Source organism: Acetobacterium sp. K1/6, from assembly GCF_034438075.1.
Taxonomy (GTDB): Bacteria; Bacillota; Clostridia; order Eubacteriales; family Eubacteriaceae; genus Acetobacterium; species Acetobacterium carbinolicum.
Map to the genome: position 1 here is coordinate 12,139 of NZ_JAXQGA010000010.1, position 16,428 is coordinate 28,566.

Here is a 16,428-nt window from a genome sequence, read left to right on the forward strand (position 1 = left end):
CATCTAGACCTCCCTTCTCACAAATAAAATCCGGCTGATACCGTAAATCAGCACAAAGAAAACCAAAATCAGGCCGAGCCCCGACCAATCCGTGCCCTTCCAGTAGAAATCTGCCACCCGGGTGACCTCATCCCAGTTCATGCCAACCTGCATCAGCACCCCATAATAGCTCCACAAAACCAGCTTTTGAAAACTCTGAGGTAAAAACATGCTAAACAAGCCAATAAAACCGCCAACGAGCCCCAGAGTCATCGGCACCATCTGATTGATAACAAGCATCGATACCCCCTGTTGAAAAATATAAATGGTTAAGCTCACCACCAGAGTGAAAAACAGATAACTCGTCAAGGCCCCCCAGGGCACTGGGCCGCCAAAATGCAGGAAGAGACCCATACCAATCATGATAAGCAATTGTCCCAGGGCAGCCCCAAACATATAGACACTACCCCAGATAAACTTGGCCGCAAAGATCCGCTGGGCCGGAATAATGGTTTCCAGCAGTTTAAAGGTTTGGCCCTTATGCTCCACATCACTAAGGCGCGAAGCCACTACTGCCGCGATTACCGGCATAATGATGCAGTTGAGCATCGGAAACTGATAAAGAAAAAACATCCAGCCCTGAACCAGGTCATTGGCGTCTTTATTCGAAATAGCCCAGCCCGCCCAGAGCAGCTGAACAGCCATCATCACTGCCACCACCAGCCAAATCTTGCGACCCTTTGTTTTTAAGACCTCCATCCCAATTGCGGCACTCATAAACTCACCGCCGTTCCGGTCAGCTCCAGGAAAATATCCTCCAGGCTCTTTTTGCGTTCTTCGATCCGGACCAGGCCAATATTATTTTGCCCCAGCGTCTTACTGATTTCGGCCATCATCGTGTCCTTTAACTGTGGGATAATCAGATAATCATCCTCGGCTTCCCAGGCCACGCCGTTTCGACTGAAAAATGATTTGGTCACCTCATTATTCATGGTTCGTACCGCCAGGTGCTGTTTACTGTATTGATGCAGCTTGGTCAGGCTGTCCTGATAAACCAACTCCCCTTCACGAATAATCCCTACCCGGGTGGCTAACTGATCAATTTCGCTTAGGAGGTGGCTGGAGACCACCACGGTCATGCCAAATTTTTGTGGCAGCGACTGAATCAGTTCCCGCATTTCCGAAATCCCAGCCGGGTCCAGCCCATTGGTTGGTTCATCCAAAATCAGCAGCTTGGGATACCCGAGCAACGCACTGGCCAGCCCCAGCCGCTGTTTCATCCCCAGCGAATACTGACTGACTTTTTTATTTTTCTGATTCTCCAACCGAACTATTTTTAAAACTTCGGCAATGTTTTGTTTGGGTACCCCCCGCAGGGTTTGAAAGATCTGCAGATTTTCCTCGCCGGTTAGATGCCCATAATAACTGGGCGACTCAATCAGAGAGCCGACATTCTTAAGATTTTTTAGACGGTTTTTGCTATTAACCCGCCTTCCAAAGACCGCGATCTCTCCTTCCGTAGGTTTCGCCAACCCCAAAATCATCTTTAGCGTTGTCGATTTTCCAGCGCCGTTGGGCCCCAGAAAACCATAAATAGCGCCTTCCGGAACCGACAGATCAACATCTTTAACCCGATAAACATTTCCATATTGTTTGCTGAGACCCTCAGTCTCGATAATATTGCTCATAACCACGCTCTCCTTCTTAATAATGCCCTTATAACTGTAAAACAAAACATCGAACAATTATTGCTTTGGGTTCAGTTTCCACAAAGCTCACGGCAGTTTTTCTACACCTTTATGATAGCCGATGAACCTTACGGCGGGTTGTCCCCGGCCTTACTTTTACCTTAATTTTGATCGCTTGTGCTAACACCAACAATTTTTTCGGGTATAATAACCTGGGGGTGATTCGAATGAAAACAATTTTCGAAGCAAAGCTTCTGGTTGTGGATGACGAACCGGAAATTATCAATTTATTAAAAACAATCCTTCACCAGGCAGGCTTTGCTCAGATTATCAGTGCCGAAAACTGCCAGCAGGCGCGGGCGCTTTTTGCTTTAGAAAAGCCCGATGGGGTAATTTTTGATGTGACGCTGCCCGATGGCGACGGGTTTTCTCTAATGCAGGAACTACGGCAGCAGTCAAATGTACCGATGCTGTTTTTGTCTGCCCGGGACGAGGATGAGAATCGTCTCCTGGGGCTGGGGTTGGGTGCCGATGACTATATTACCAAACCCTTTCTGCCCCGGGAACTGGTGCTGCGTTTAAGCGGGATCTTGCGGCGGGTTTACCAGCCGCTGTTGACTCCGCCAAACCAGGACGAAGTTCTGGTACTGGGGGCGGTGACCGTCAATTTTAAAAGCGGCATCGTTAAGACCGGTTATGGTGAAAAAAACCTCACCGCCAAAGAACATGCCCTGCTGAAAAAGCTTTGGGAAAACCAGGGCAATATCGTCACTGCTGACAGCCTCTGCCGCAGTGCCTGGGATGACGATCTCTACGGTTATGAAAATACCCTGATGGTCCACATCCGGCGGCTCCGGGAAAAAATCGAGGCGGACCCTTCCCAACCGCAATACCTGCTGACCATCCGGGGCATGGGCTATAAATTGGCCAAGGAAACCAAGCCATGAAAAGTTTGCGAAAAATCATCACCCGTTCGATTTTGCTGACGGCTGCGATTGCACTTTTACTGGTCACCATCAATCTCTCATTTTTGACCAGCTTTATGATGAAATATTCTAGTAACCAGCCACTTAAATATGCGATCTCCGATATTTCCGATGGTCTCTTAAACAACGATGGCACTTATGAGCTTAATTCTTCTGCCACCATTCTGATGAGTAAGCAATTTGTCTGGGCGATGCTGATTGACCGGGAGGGTCAGGTGATCTGGAACAAAAACCTGCCTGAAGATGTGCCGCTGCAATACACCCTTGCCGATGTAGCCTCCTTTAGCCGTTGGTATCTCAACGACTATCCGGTCTCCGTTTGGGAGCATCCCGACGGCCTGCTGGTTTTAGGTGAACCCAAAAACAGCACCTGGAAATACAACATCACCTCTACCGAAAACACCATCGCCCATATTCCCGGTTTTATTGTGAGCTTTTTTTTCCTTAATGTGTTGATTGCTTTGGCACTGGCTTTATTTCTGGGACTCTGGCTCTACCGTAAGCTAAAGCCGCTCTATAACGGCATTACCGCCCTACCAAAAAAAGAACCCCTGACACTGCCCACCGGCGGTGTTACCGGGGAAGTGGCTAGGATTCTCAATGAAACATCGGTGATTCTTTTTCAGCAGGAACAACAACTGGCCCACCGGGATCAGGCCCGGACGGAATGGATTGCCGGAGTTTCCCACGATATCCGCACCCCGCTGTCGATGGTGATGGGCTACGCCAGCGAACTGGAAATTAACCCCCGCCTGCCTGCCGCCGAACAAAACCAGGCCCGGATCATCCGAGAGCAGAGTCAACGGATTAAGTCCCTGATCGATGATTTAAACCTGGCTTCCAAACTGGAGTATCATGCCCAACCGATGGAGCTTAGCCGGGTTTCGCCCGCCGCATTAATCCGAGGTGTAGCGGTCAATTTTATCAATGATGGCCTCACCGCGCCCTATTCCCTCTCCGTCGATGTAACCGAAGAAACCAACAGCCCGATTTTACTCTGCGACCAGGCCCTGCTTCACCGGGCGCTGACCAACCTGATTGACAACAGCATCCGGCACAATCCCCGGGGCTGTAATATTACGCTTTCGGTAACTAATCTAACGACCGGCCTGGTGATTAAGGTCAGTGACAATGGCAAAGGCTATCCCCCTGAACTTATAAAAAATTCAGGGGGACTGGATGAATCACTATTACTCGGAAACCACGGTTTGGGTCTGATCATTGTTCGTCGGATCATGAAAATTCATGGCGGGAAGGTTGTTTTTGAAAATCTGCCCGATGGGGGCTGTACGGCTTCACTTGTTTTTATCTCTTAGAATGCCTTTTATCTTTGTTATCATGTTGTCTTAACAACTATGATCGATCTGAATCAATACGTTTTGTCAAAATCATTTTGTGAGCATCCCTCGCCCAATCACCGGTGCCAGTCGTTTGGCCAGTAGTACGCTGAGCGCAATCTTGATTATCCCCCCTGGCAGGGTCATCACAAATCCTGACATCATGACCGTTGCCGCTCCCACTGGCGTATTCAGATAATAATTGAGAATCACATAATACCATGGTAATCCCACGGCGTAGATTACCGCTGTTCCTGCAACCGCAGCCAGAATTAGCTGCTTTGTTGAGTGATCAGGGTTTCTTTCAGCCAACCACCCGGTAACAAATGCCCCCAGCGCAAAGCCGACAATATAGCCGAAGGTCGGTTTTAAAACATACATTAAGCCGCCGCCACCGGTAAATACCGGTACCCCTACCAGACCCATAAAAATATAAACTAAAACCGCAATCAGCCCCCCTCGGGACCCCAGCAGCAACCCGGCCAGAAGTACAAACATCGTCTGGAGGGTTAAGGGTATTCCCGGCAGGGGCACTTTAATCATCGCTCCTACCACAATCAATGCGGAAAATAATCCGCACAACACCAGCATTCTAATACTGAGGGTATTTTTATTAATCACGTTTTTTTCAATCATTTCGTTCCATCCTCTTCTAATTTTCCATCCTGTAAAAATTGTTTGATGTTAACTGGCAGCGAAGCTCAGGACCGTCTATTAATTATCTAGATCTTTCTGATACTAATTTCCCCGCTGTTCAGGGTTTCTGTTTGTCCAAATTGATTTTTGATAATTAATCCGCCTTCGTCACTAATGTCCAGGGCGGTTGCCACTTCCCACTCATCGTTCCTAAAAACCTTAATCTGTTTTCCCAAAACCATCGAGTGGGTTTTGTATTCCTCTAAAAAATCCCGATTAGTCAGATCGTCACAAATCGTTAAGACCTCGTTGATAATTTCCGCTGCCAGCCGATTACGGGTCAGGGCATCCGGTTTTTCATTAAACAAGGTCCCGACAATGTCTTTCAGTTCTTTGGGCAAGGCTGTTTCCGGCTGTTTAAAATTCACCCCGATGCCAATGATCACAAACTCGAACTGTCCGTTCTCAAAGTTAGTCACCGCCTCGGTGAGAATCCCCACAATTTTTCGGTCGCCCATAAAAATATCATTGACCCACTTGATCTGGGTATCAATGCCTGTCACTTTTTTAATCGCCCGACAAACCCCCACCGATGCGCCGGTGGTTAACAGCACTGCATCCCGGGCGGCCACATCGGGTCGCAATACCAGACTTAAATAAATCCCGCTTTTGGGCGGTGAATAAAAGGAACGGCCCATTCGACCCCGTCCCTTTGTTTGCTCTTCGGCAATAATAACAGTTCCCGTTTTTACCCCTTCCAGTGCCAATTTCTTGGCTTCCTGATTCGTGGAACCAAGGGTTTGATAGACCATCAGTGGAAGCGCCTGATTGGTTGGAGACAGCCAGGGGCGTATCCCTTCCGCCGACATTCGGTCCGATTCACTTTTTAGCCGATAGCCCTTGTTGGTGGTGGACTCTATTTCATAACCCGCTTCTTTTAAGCTTTTGATGGCCTTCCAGATGGCTGAGCGGGAGACCGCCATGGTGCTGGCCAGCACTTCTCCTGAAAGATAGGTTTCGCGATTTTCTTCCAAGGTTTGTAATAATTTTTGTTTTGTCGACATTTTTTTCACCTCTTGCTGTATTCTAACCAAAAAAAAAGCGATTGTCAACCACTTTTACTTAAATGGTCGACAATCGTTTTTTTTATCCTGGTTATCAGTTTTATTTAGTCACTTTTGAGATGGTACAAAGAAATGACCGTATCCTTTGTGATTAATTCATATTTCTTCCCCAGAACAGCATAGAGCGTCTGGTTTTGTTGGGGATCATTGTTTAACACAATCCATTTAGGCGGATTATTTTCTAATCGCTTATTGGTATCAACAAGCACTTGCGGATCGTAGCGCCCCCACCATTCCTGCATCGTAAAATATTTATAACAGGGTGTGATATCCGCCTTTAGAAACCATCCGGCGGGAACCGAATAACCTAAAACGCTGTCTAAATCGTCAGCCGGGATTAAATTTTTAATCGTCATGGCGTCTTCATAATAGCTGTTATTCGGTTGTTCTTCAATCATTTCCCACACCGTCTGATCTGCAAAGTTCAGGTAGCTGCCCACCGTTATCAGCAGCAGCGCCAATACCCCGACAAGCATCACGCGATAGTTTTCCTGGATCAGCATTTTCCCATCTTTTAGATAGAGCTCAATCAGTAAAATAATGGCCAAAACAAAGCACGGGGCCGTTAAGATAAAATAATGGTAGAAAACCCCGCCCAGCAGCAGTGAAAAAAAGGTGATCAACGAACCGGTGATCAATAACCAGGCAATTTCTTTGCTAACTTTTTTCAGCAAATAGTATATCCCCACACTAAAGGAAAAAATCACCGGAGTAATGGCGTAACCAAATTTTACAAATTCCTCTGGTGTTGATATCCCTGACATCCCCCCAGCATATTTGAGATTAAACAGAAAGGTTCCATAAATCATATCGCCAAAAGCATGATTCGCTAAAAAATAAATGGCGACTAACGAACAGACAAAAAACGAACCGCTAAGAAATGTCAGGGCATTATCAAAAAAATTGCGAAACGACTGATTCACCAGCAATTGGATCATCACGACTAAGACGATCGCACCAATAAATACGCTATTATTTAAGCGAATAAAGAGGATTAACGTAAAGCAGATCCCATACACCAGCGCATAGATTGGTGGATGCTTGGCTTTTCCCAGGGGTTCTAACTTAAAATATTTTGTGGCCAGGTATAGCGGCAGAAATAATAACGGTAAACTATATTCCTCGGTTAAGTTTCCCCCTTCAAAGGTGGCGGCCAGAATCAGCAAAAAGAAAACAACCGGAATCCAACACCACTTTTTTGCTAAAAACAATCGCCCCATTCTAAAAATCAAAATCAGATTGACACCCATAAAAAACCATTGCACCAAAAAGTTACCAAAACGATTAGGCCATATCGACCAGCCCAAGGCCTCGATAAAAAACATCACCGGCCCCTTATGATCAAATAAATCCACATAGGGAATGTAGCCAGCGGTGATGCCCTTGCCAATCAGTAAGAATATCGCCGAGTCTGAGATGCCATAATTATCAATAAAGAGGGGGCTGGTTCCATAAGCAAACACCAGTAGAAAAAGAACGGCCATTAAAACTAGAATGCCATAGTCCAGAAGCGAATTTTTATCTATCTTCATTTAATTGCGTTCCTTGACAATAAAAATAGGCCGTTTTTTCGTTTCTAAATACGTTTTGGCCAGGTATTGACCCAAAATCCCGATGCTGAATAACTGAATCCCACTGATCAGAAAAATCAAACACACCAGCGAAGCCCACCCATAGGCGGAACCATGCCATAATATTTCCCGAATAATGATCACCACAATGGCCACAAACGATAGCATACAAAAAAGTAGGCCGGTGGCTGATGCAAAGGCCAACGGTGCGGTTGAAAAACCGATGATCCCTTCCACTGAATATAGGCATAATTCCCAGAAAGACCACTTGGTTTTTCCGGCCACCCGCTCAACATCCTGATAAGGCAGCCATTTTGTCTTGAAACCAACCCACTCAAAAATTCCCTTTGAAAAGCGATTATACTCACCGATCGCCAGAACAGCTTCGACCACAAAACGCTTCATCAGTCTAAAATCTCGTGCCCCTTCGACAATTTCCATGCCCGTCATCCGATTGATCAGTTTGTAAAAGCGTTTGGCAAAAAACGAACGAATACGGGATTCTTTGGCGCGGCTTGCCCGACAGGCTGCCACACAGTCAACATCCTCATTAATTAGAGCCTCATACATGGGCATGATTAAGGCTGGTGGATCCTGCAAATCAACGTCCATAATTCCGACATAATCCCCGGAGGCATAACTTAACCCAGCATAAATAGCCGCTTCTTTACCAAAATTCCGGGAAAAAGATACATATTTTACGCGACAATCCTTTTCACTAAGCTTTTTTATAATCGGCAGGGTTTTATCTTTCGAACCATCATCAATAAACAGAATCTCAAAATCTACTGTGGGCATCTGAGTGATAACCCCATTCACCAGCGTATCATAAAAAAGGGGAATGACCTCTTCTTCACAATAACAGGGAATCACCATACTTATTGTTTGTTTCTCCATCATTCTTCACCCTCACATTATCTTAGTACGTCCTCAAGAACAGAAAACCTCTCAAAACACAAAAATGCTTTTAAAAAATAAAATCCTGTCTTTGATTTTCCCTCGGGTTTCAAGACAGGATTTTAACTGCTATTTTTTATATATACCACGAATCAGCTTCACGAATCAAAAAAGCCCGTGTTTTCTAGATTTTTTCCCAAATCATAACTGCTTTGACGAGATTTTTTAGTGCTGTTCGAACTCTAACTAAAAAAAGATTATCGCCATTAAAAATAATGGCCGATAATCGATTTTGAAACTGACCCCAGTCGGTTAATATAATTTTTGAAGTACCAGGCTGGGGAAATTATTAAAAACACGGTGTTTTGGTGATAACTCCACCATTTCGGCTTCTTCTATCGCACTTCTTTCATCATAATCAATTAATATTTTATTTCGTTCATAAAGTGGATCTGGCACCGGTACTGCTGATAATAAGGACTGCGTATAGGGATGGGCCGGTCTTGTGAAAATTTCTTCTGTTGGTCCAATTTCCATAATCTTTCCATGGAGCATCACTGCTACCTTGTCACAGATAAATTTAATTATTGAAAGATCATGGGCTATCAAAAGAAACGAAAACCCATGCTCCCGTTGCAACCGCTGAAATAAGGTGATTATTTGAGCCTGTATGGAAACATCCAGTGATGCAATCGGTTCGTCAGCAATGATTAAATCCGGACTTGTGCTCAAACACCGGGCAATCGCAACACGCTGGCGCTGACCACCCGATATTTCGGTTGGGTATTTCTTTTTAAAGGTGTGATCTAGTCCCACTTCCATTAAAAGGGTGTCCAATTTTTCCTGAATTTTATTTTTGTCTTGCAGCAATTTATTTACAACAATTGGTTCCGTTATAATTTCTTCAATTGTCATTCTGGGGTTAAGTGCTGCTGCTGAATCCTGAAAGATAATCTGCATATTTTTGTTAATATCGCCTTTGTTTTTTCGATACACCCCCTTGTCCGAAATCAGATTTCCTTTAAAATAGACTTCGCCCGCTGTTGCCGGATAAATACCCATGATGGTTCGGGCAACTGTCGATTTACCCGATCCCGTTTCACCAACTAAACCAACCACTTCGCCTTTTTTTACCTCAAAATCGACGCCATTGACGGCTTTAATTGTTAAATCTTTATTGATCTGAAAATGCTGCTGCAGATTTGAAACACTTAAAATCGACTCTGAGTTCATCATTCTTTTTCCATCCTTTTCAATGAAATTGGTGGTTTAATTTTGGGTGCTTTTTCATCCATCAACCATGTCGCCACATAATGGGTGGGTGAGACTTCATACATCGGGGGCATTTCTTCATAATCAATGGCGAGAGCATATCGATTTCGTATCGCAAACGCATCGCCTGGGGGTGGATTTAGCATAATCGGTGGGGTTCCGGGAATGGTGGCCAACGAATCACCCGCCTTAGTCAGTGCCGGCAAAGCCGACATCAGTCCCCATACATAGGGATGTCTGGGGTTATAAAATATATCTTCTGCGGTTCCAATCTCCACAATTTTTCCGGCGTACATTACTGCCACGCGATCGGCAATTCTGGCAACAACGCCCAGATCATGCGAAATAAATACAATAGAAATCCCGGTTTTATTACGGATATCTAACAGTAAATCTAATATTTTTGCCTGAACCGTTACGTCAAGCGCAGTGGTTGCTTCATCGGCAAACAGAATTTGGGGATTTGATGCCAAGGCGATTGCCAGTACACAACGCTGTCTCATTCCGCCAGAAAAAAAGTGTGGCTGCAACGAAAACATCTCTTCCTCTCTGTTAATCCCCACCAAATTGAGCATTTCGATTCCCCGTTTTTTTGCCTCTTCCTTACTGACTTTATTGTGTTTAACAATAGCCTCTGTTATCTGCTTACCAATCGGAATTGTCGGGTTGAGGGTGGTCATTGGATCCTGAAAAACCATCGACATAACACCACCTCGCAGTTTTCTCATTTCCTTTTCCTTATAGTCGGTAATGTCTTCGCCTTCGACAATGATTTGCCCTTGTTTGATTCTGGATGTTTTCGGTAGCAGTTTTAGAACGGCTTGGCTCATCACCGTTTTTCCACAGCCGGATTCTCCAACAATGGCTAATATTTCGCCTTTTTTCAGTGTCAGACTGACATCTCTAACCGCTTCAACCTCACCATTTTTCGTATCAAAACTCACTGATAAATTTTTCAATTGTAAAATCGGTTCCTCCATCTATTGCCCTCCTATTCTATCGATAGATGCCGGATGCTCAACTAAACATCCGGCAAACAAAGAATGCCTTACAGCCTTTTACTTCTGCGCTTATTATTTGTTAAGCGTCCAATCTTCAATATTCCACATCACACCAACGGCATGATGACCAAGAACGCGATCGGTATTGAGCCCTTCAAGTCCACTGATACTGACATAATTTCCATCCAGATAGGCAATCAGTACTGAGGCCGGTTGTTTTGCGAACGCTACTTCAAATTGGCCATATAAATCTTTTCTGGCCGCGACATCTTTCTCATGTCTGGCCTTTGTCAATAAATCGTCCACGACAGGGTTTGAGTATTTCATGGTGTTGGAACTACCAGCGGTGGTAAATTGGGCATAAAGTGCATCTGGATCAAATTCAACAGCGTAGCCTGATAAGAATCCATTGTATCCAGATTTCCAGTCAAATTTTGTAACCAGAACAATTTCCATATCCACACCGGCTTCTTTTAGCTGTTTTGAAACAATGTTGGCAATGTCAATTCGTTCTTCTTCATAATCCCGAACTTGAATGGTAAAATGGAATCTTTCCCCATTTCGTTCATAAATGCCATCAGCGCCTTTTGTCCAGCCTAATGCCTGCATTTCCTGGGCAAATTTATTCAGATCAAATGTATAAATATCAGCGGCAGTATTTCCACCAAAGGCATTTAACTGAATCGGGCTGTATGCAGAGCTTCCCTGATTATTGAGCACACTCTTAACCACGGACTCTTTATCAATTGCATCGTTGAGAACCCCAACAGAATCCTTGTTTTTTATCCAGAAATCGGTTCGGTTATCCACTGAAATCGCCCGATAGTCGGCGGTTGTAAAATCAATATTTTGATAACCATCTTTGCCTCGGAATTTTTCTGCATAGTTTGCGTTCAGCCAGGCTAGATCGGCTTCACCGGATTCAAGCATCAATGCTTTAGTATTTTCTACCGCAACGGTTTTATAAACCACCCGATCGATATTTGGCACCTTATCGTAATAATCGGCATTCTTTTCCAGGGTGATGGTTCCCCCAGTTTTATCCCACTCGACAAATTTATAGCGACCGGTTCCCACAGGCGCCTGATTAAAGGATGCGGTGGTCAAATCCTGACCATCCAATAAATGTTTCGGCGCAATTCCAATGGTAAAATTATCCAGCATGGCGGCGTTGAATTGGGAAAGCGTAATCACCACGGTGTTGTCATCAATTGCCGTCACGCTGGTAATGTCGGTATAGTTACTTAATACACTGGCCGATAAGGTGGTATCTTTTGTCAGCTTATCGTAGGTGAAAACGACATCCTGTGCTGTTAACGGTTGGCCATCATGCCATTTCACCCCTTTCCGCAATTTAAAGGTATATGTTAATGAACCCTCATCATAGGTATAACTTTCAGCCAAATCGATGATTGGCTTGCCTGATGCATCATACTTCATCAAACCTGAGAAAATGATCCCAACCAATTCACTGCCCTCATTAATAATCGGGTTAATGGAATCTGCGGTTTCCCCAGCGTATACCAGGGTATTTGACAAATCCGACCCAGTCGATGATTTTTTATCAGCCGATGCTGACGAGCAACCGGTAAAACTTACCATGGTGCTTAAACAAAGTACCCCTGCCAATAATTTAACAATCTTTTTCTTTACCCTCATAAACTTTTCTCCTCTAAAATTATCTAAACGCTATCTCAAAAATCAGAGATAACTTTCTCGTTTATTTGTTTCTTTTCTAAAATAATATGCAATATTGGTAACACACACCAGGGTGGTAATCAGAAATACGCCTGGAAAGATAATGACCCACCATGAATTTGACAGCAACGCCTTATTTGCCAGAGACAGCATACTGCCCCAGGAAACGACATCAACGGGCAACCCCAAACCCAGAAAGCTGAGCGTGGATTCCATGGAGATGCTGAGTCCAATACTGGAGACGACCACAAACATAATGGTGGAGATAAAATTGGGAATCAGGTGTTTTATCATAATATGAAAAAAGCCACTCCCCATACATTGCGCCGCCAGGACATACTCACTACTGCGGATCTGTCTGACTTCGCTCCGGACAATTCTTGCCAGACCACACCATCCGGTCACCCCAATGACAAATGATATTTTGACAATATTCTGGGTTCCCATGACCGATGTCAGCAATAAAATCAACAGTAGGTTGGGAATACTGTTGATCAGCTCGGGAATTCGCATCATGATTGAATCAACCCGGGAATTAGCGGTTCCGCTGACACAGCCATAGATAACACCAATCACGGTAATAATCGCCATCCCCAATAAACCGATCAGAATGGATACCCGACCGCCATACCAGATCATCGAATAGATATCTCTTCCCAGGGAATCGGTGCCAAAATAAAATTCTGAGTTTGGCGGTTGATTAAGATTTTGTAGATAAAAACCGGTCGGATCATGATTATAAACCTGTTCCGCAAAAACACAGCCCAGAATGATAATCCCAAGAATAACCATTGACAGGATCGGCATCCCTTTTATCCGTTGCCAGAAGGAAATCCTTTTCTCTGCCGATTCGTATGTTTTGTAATTCGTCCCGACTAGGACAAAGGGGTCTGTGGCGTTTCCTGCCATGTGCTCACCTCCGTTAATTTCATTCTGGGATCGATGGCTTCATTGATAAACTGGGCAATAATACTGCTGGAAACAACCATAATGCCGGTAATGAGAACAATTAACATCAGTAAATTGTAATCATGATACTTGGCACTGGTAACCGACAGCGCTCCAATCCCCGGATAATTAAACACGGCTTCGGCAATAAAGGTCCCACTGAGAACATGGGGAATGGAAATCGCCATAATGCTGACAATGGTTGGTGCCACATTTCGAAAACAGTGTTTCAAAACGATCTCCGACTTCGTACATCCTTTTGATTTAGCCAGCAGCACATATTCTTTTCGGATTTCATCCAGCAATTTGTTTCGGATCATATAGGCGTAATACCAGAGATGACTAAGTATCATTACTGTTAGGGGCAAAATCATATGCTGGATGCGGTTAAAAAGATCGTCCGATTTACCAATATCATAAGCGCCACTACTGGGAAGCCATCCCAGATTGATGCTAAAAATCAATACCAATACAACTCCCAGCCAGAATGACGGGATATAATAAGCCGCCGTTCCCACCTTACAGATAATCCGGTCAATCCAGGTGTCTTCATGCATAGCACAAAATAATGCCAAAATCGTTGCCAGCACAAATACCAGGATATAGGCAGTGCCCCCCAGAATCAGGGTATTTCCGATTAACGGGGCAATCACAGCCAATGCTGGCATTTTGTATTTTAACGACATCCCAAAATCACCTTGCACAGCATTGCTGATCCATTTAACATATTGGAGTGCGATGGAACCATCCAATCCCAATCGTTCTCTTGCAGCATCCAGTTCAGAGGATGTCATCGACTCGACTGCATCGCCATAATATGATTGTAGCGGATCACCTGGAGCCAGACGGGCAAAGTAGAAAACCACAATTGATAAAAGCAGCATCGAAAGCAAAAACCATAAGGTTCGTTTGACTATTTTCTCAATTAATATCGATTTGCTGTTCAATCCTCACACTCCCCACTTATGGATTTAATTGCGTCCTTCATGAAATCAGCACACCCGTTTCTGATACCTTTGTTCCCATCAGAACAAACCATGGATCATAATCATATCCCGGACGGGTCAAACCCGGTAACTTCTGTATCTGCACTTCAACAAGACCGTTTCTTTCCAAAAGCTCTTTCAGTTCTTCCATGCGAGCGCTCTTTACTACCAGATGGTTATCCACTTCTTCATCTTCATAAATATTAACCTTGCCAATATTTAGTCCAACGCCCTCCTTCATCCGGTTAAAACACATAATTTTTCCCCCTGGTTTCAAAATTCGCAGCCATTCTCTGATTGCCAGATCCGGTTCAACCAGTGTCCAGATCAGCCGGGAATTGATAATAAAATCAATGGTTTCGTTCATAAAGGGCAGCTCTAAAACGCTCCCTTCCATAAAAACAGCATCCGACGCTGCTGTTTTTGCATGCTTAACTGCATAATTCATCATCTCTCTTGATATATCAATCCCGATGGTTGAATGACCCAGCTTTGCCGTCATATTTGCCAGAAATCCGGTTCCGGTTCCCAGATCCAGAACATTTTTGTTCTGATTCGTCCCTAAAAGATTGTTAAGCGCCTCCATCCATGCCTGCAAATCCTCCGTATCATGATCAGCATCAAACGAATCAGAACGCTTGTCCCAGTACGCTTCAATTTTTTTTATTACTCCAACTACTTCCATTTTTAACCCCTTTCAAAAAAAACAAAGCCACGAAAATTGATTTCTATCTACGATAGAACACTCAACCTTCATGGCTAAATTAATTGATTAAATTTTAAAATAAGTTTTCAGACAAGTCTTTCACTATTTTTATTTTTGGCAGTATATACCTGTAGATATGTTATTCCAGTGAAATCGATTTGTCAATCATTATTTTAATAAAAGTGAATTTAGATAATCATATCATCGCTTCACTTTATCCTTTATCACAACAATCAATATTGTTTTTTTGAGTCATCTGATTCCCGCGATTCTCTTTTAGGAATTAGACTTACTTCTATTGCGCCAGCACTTCCAAAGCCTTCACAATAATATCAAAGTTCTTCGCCATGCTGTCAATGCTCCAGGACTCATCGGTCTGATGACAGGTGTTGGTTTCACCGGGAAAAACGCCGCCAAAGGCCACGGCGTTATCAAAGGCCCGAGCATAGGTTCCGCCGCCCGAGACAATCGGACCGCTGGTATCGCCAGTGTAGTCGGCATATACTTTTTGCAGCGATGTGACCAGAAAACTTTCCTGATCGACATGCAGAGGTAGGGTTTCATGATCCATTTCCAGAGAAAAGCCCAGCTCTTCGATGGCTTTCAGGATGGTTTTACAGAGCTCGCTGCTCTTTATGGTCACCGGGTAGCGGATATCACATCGAAGCACGGCGATATTCTCATCTACAAAGGCGATAGCCGGATTAAGGGTCAGATCCCCGGATACCGCATCAGAAAGGTTAATCCCAAAACCTGCCGGGGTCGCCCGCTTAAGCAGCTCCAGAATCGGATGCTTTATACCCGCCGCCCGTAATTCGTCTGCCAGTTTTATCAGAGCGTTGTCACCCTTTTGTGGCTCAGAAGCATGGGCGGATTTGCCCCTGGCTTCGTAGGTCTGGCCGTTGTAAGTCGCTTTAGCATAATCCGGAACCGAATTGATCTGTTTACCACTACTTAAGTTTAGTACGGGTGTGCCATTATCCAATTCTTTTTTAAGAATCACATTCATGATGCCCTTTTCCGCAAAAATAACCGGGAAACCGGAATCCGGCGAAAAGGCGTAGGTGGGGATCTCTTCAGTTTCTTTGTAGCGTTTCATACAGGCCCAGTTGCCGCCTTCTTCATCACCGCCAATAATCAGGCGAATCCGTTTATTAATCGGTACCTTGGCCTCTTTCAGGGCTTTTAAGGCAAACAGAGAGACAATGGTAGGTCCTTTATCGTCCAGCACCCCCCGGCCATAAATTTTATCGCCATCAATGGTTAAGTCAAAGGGCAGCACGGTCCAGTCGTCACCCACTTCGACCGTATCAACATGTGTGATGGCCGCCACCATTTCTGGCCCTTCGCCAAATTCCACGTAACCGCAATAGCCATCACAGTTTTTAGTGGTCAAACCGAAACTTTTACCTAACTCCAGAACGTAATTAATGGCCGCATTGATCCCAGTTCCCAAGGGCGCTTCTGAAGTGGTCGCTCCAGCGTTGGCGTTCACCGACTTTATTTGTAACAGGCCTCGCAAGGCCTCTAAGACTGCTTGTTTATCAAAATGAATGGTCATCTTTTTCCCCATTTCTATCGCTACGATTTAGGGTTACC

Annotated in this window: 15 protein-coding genes; 2 read left to right on the forward strand and 13 right to left on the reverse strand. The window is 44.5% G+C overall.

The features are described 5' to 3' along the window. Window positions 1-3: 3 nt before the first annotated feature. A complete protein-coding gene (locus U2P91_RS10325) occupies window positions 4-756 on the reverse strand; it encodes an ABC transporter permease (protein ID WP_322519596.1) in 753 nt (250 codons plus the stop codon). Continuing rightward, window positions 753-1,667, reverse strand: coding sequence for an ABC transporter ATP-binding protein (locus tag U2P91_RS10330; RefSeq protein ID WP_111888502.1), 915 nt, complete (start codon window positions 1,665-1,667; stop codon window positions 753-755). The genes U2P91_RS10325 and U2P91_RS10330 overlap by 4 nt, the downstream gene beginning before the upstream one ends. 227 nt (window positions 1,668-1,894) lie before the next feature. Between U2P91_RS10330 and U2P91_RS10335 the strand changes: the two genes are divergently transcribed. Continuing rightward, window positions 1,895-2,614, forward strand: coding sequence for a response regulator transcription factor (locus U2P91_RS10335; protein WP_322519597.1), 720 nt, complete (start codon window positions 1,895-1,897; stop codon window positions 2,612-2,614). Continuing rightward, a complete protein-coding gene (locus tag U2P91_RS10340) occupies window positions 2,611-3,969 on the forward strand; it encodes a sensor histidine kinase (protein ID WP_322519598.1) in 1,359 nt (452 codons plus the stop codon). Before U2P91_RS10335 ends, U2P91_RS10340 begins: the two co-directional genes overlap by 4 nt. Window positions 3,970-4,041: 72 nt before the next feature. Here U2P91_RS10340 and U2P91_RS10345 read toward each other — a convergent pair whose 3' ends face one another. The 11 genes from U2P91_RS10345 to U2P91_RS10395 form a co-directional block, all read right to left on the reverse strand. Then, window positions 4,042-4,626, reverse strand: coding sequence for a biotin transporter BioY (locus U2P91_RS10345; protein WP_322519599.1), 585 nt, complete (start codon window positions 4,624-4,626; stop codon window positions 4,042-4,044). A gap of 86 nt (window positions 4,627-4,712) precedes the next feature. Next, on the reverse strand, window positions 4,713-5,690 hold the full coding sequence (locus U2P91_RS10350; RefSeq protein ID WP_111888505.1) for a biotin--[acetyl-CoA-carboxylase] ligase: 978 nt from the start codon (window positions 5,688-5,690) through the stop codon (window positions 4,713-4,715). Window positions 5,691-5,794: 104 nt separating this feature from the next. Beyond that, on the reverse strand, window positions 5,795-7,282 hold the full coding sequence (locus tag U2P91_RS10355; RefSeq protein ID WP_111888506.1) for a hypothetical protein: 1,488 nt from the start codon (window positions 7,280-7,282) through the stop codon (window positions 5,795-5,797). Continuing rightward, window positions 7,283-8,221, reverse strand: coding sequence for a glycosyltransferase family 2 protein (locus U2P91_RS10360; RefSeq protein ID WP_204355402.1), 939 nt, complete (start codon window positions 8,219-8,221; stop codon window positions 7,283-7,285). A 309-nt stretch (window positions 8,222-8,530) separates the two neighbouring features. Beyond that, the gene (locus tag U2P91_RS10365) at window positions 8,531-9,454 is read right to left on the reverse strand and encodes an ATP-binding cassette domain-containing protein (protein WP_242988492.1); all 924 of its coding nucleotides are present in this window, start codon (window positions 9,452-9,454) and stop codon (window positions 8,531-8,533) included. Beyond that, a complete protein-coding gene (locus tag U2P91_RS10370; protein ID WP_111888507.1) occupies window positions 9,451-10,470 on the reverse strand; it encodes an ABC transporter ATP-binding protein in 1,020 nt (339 codons plus the stop codon). Before U2P91_RS10370 ends, U2P91_RS10365 begins: the two co-directional genes overlap by 4 nt. A 93-nt stretch (window positions 10,471-10,563) precedes the next feature. Beyond that, window positions 10,564-12,150 carry an ABC transporter substrate-binding protein gene (locus U2P91_RS10375; protein ID WP_111888508.1) on the reverse strand — a complete coding sequence of 529 codons (1,587 nt, stop codon included), beginning with the start codon at window positions 12,148-12,150 and terminating at the stop codon, window positions 10,564-10,566. A 42-nt stretch (window positions 12,151-12,192) separates the two neighbouring features. Next, window positions 12,193-13,098, reverse strand: a complete 906-nt coding sequence (locus tag U2P91_RS10380; protein WP_111888509.1) for an ABC transporter permease — start codon at window positions 13,096-13,098, stop codon at window positions 12,193-12,195. After that, the gene (locus U2P91_RS10385; protein ID WP_111888510.1) at window positions 13,065-14,084 is read right to left on the reverse strand and encodes an ABC transporter permease; all 1,020 of its coding nucleotides are present in this window, start codon (window positions 14,082-14,084) and stop codon (window positions 13,065-13,067) included. Before U2P91_RS10385 ends, U2P91_RS10380 begins: the two co-directional genes overlap by 34 nt. 37 nt (window positions 14,085-14,121) lie before the next feature. Next, on the reverse strand, window positions 14,122-14,808 hold the full coding sequence (locus U2P91_RS10390) for a class I SAM-dependent methyltransferase (RefSeq protein WP_111888511.1): 687 nt from the start codon (window positions 14,806-14,808) through the stop codon (window positions 14,122-14,124). Between the two features lie 316 nt (window positions 14,809-15,124). Beyond that, complete coding sequence (locus tag U2P91_RS10395) at window positions 15,125-16,390, reverse strand: Sapep family Mn(2+)-dependent dipeptidase (protein ID WP_111888512.1); 1,266 nt, start codon at window positions 16,388-16,390, stop codon at window positions 15,125-15,127. Window positions 16,391-16,428 lie beyond the last annotated feature (38 nt).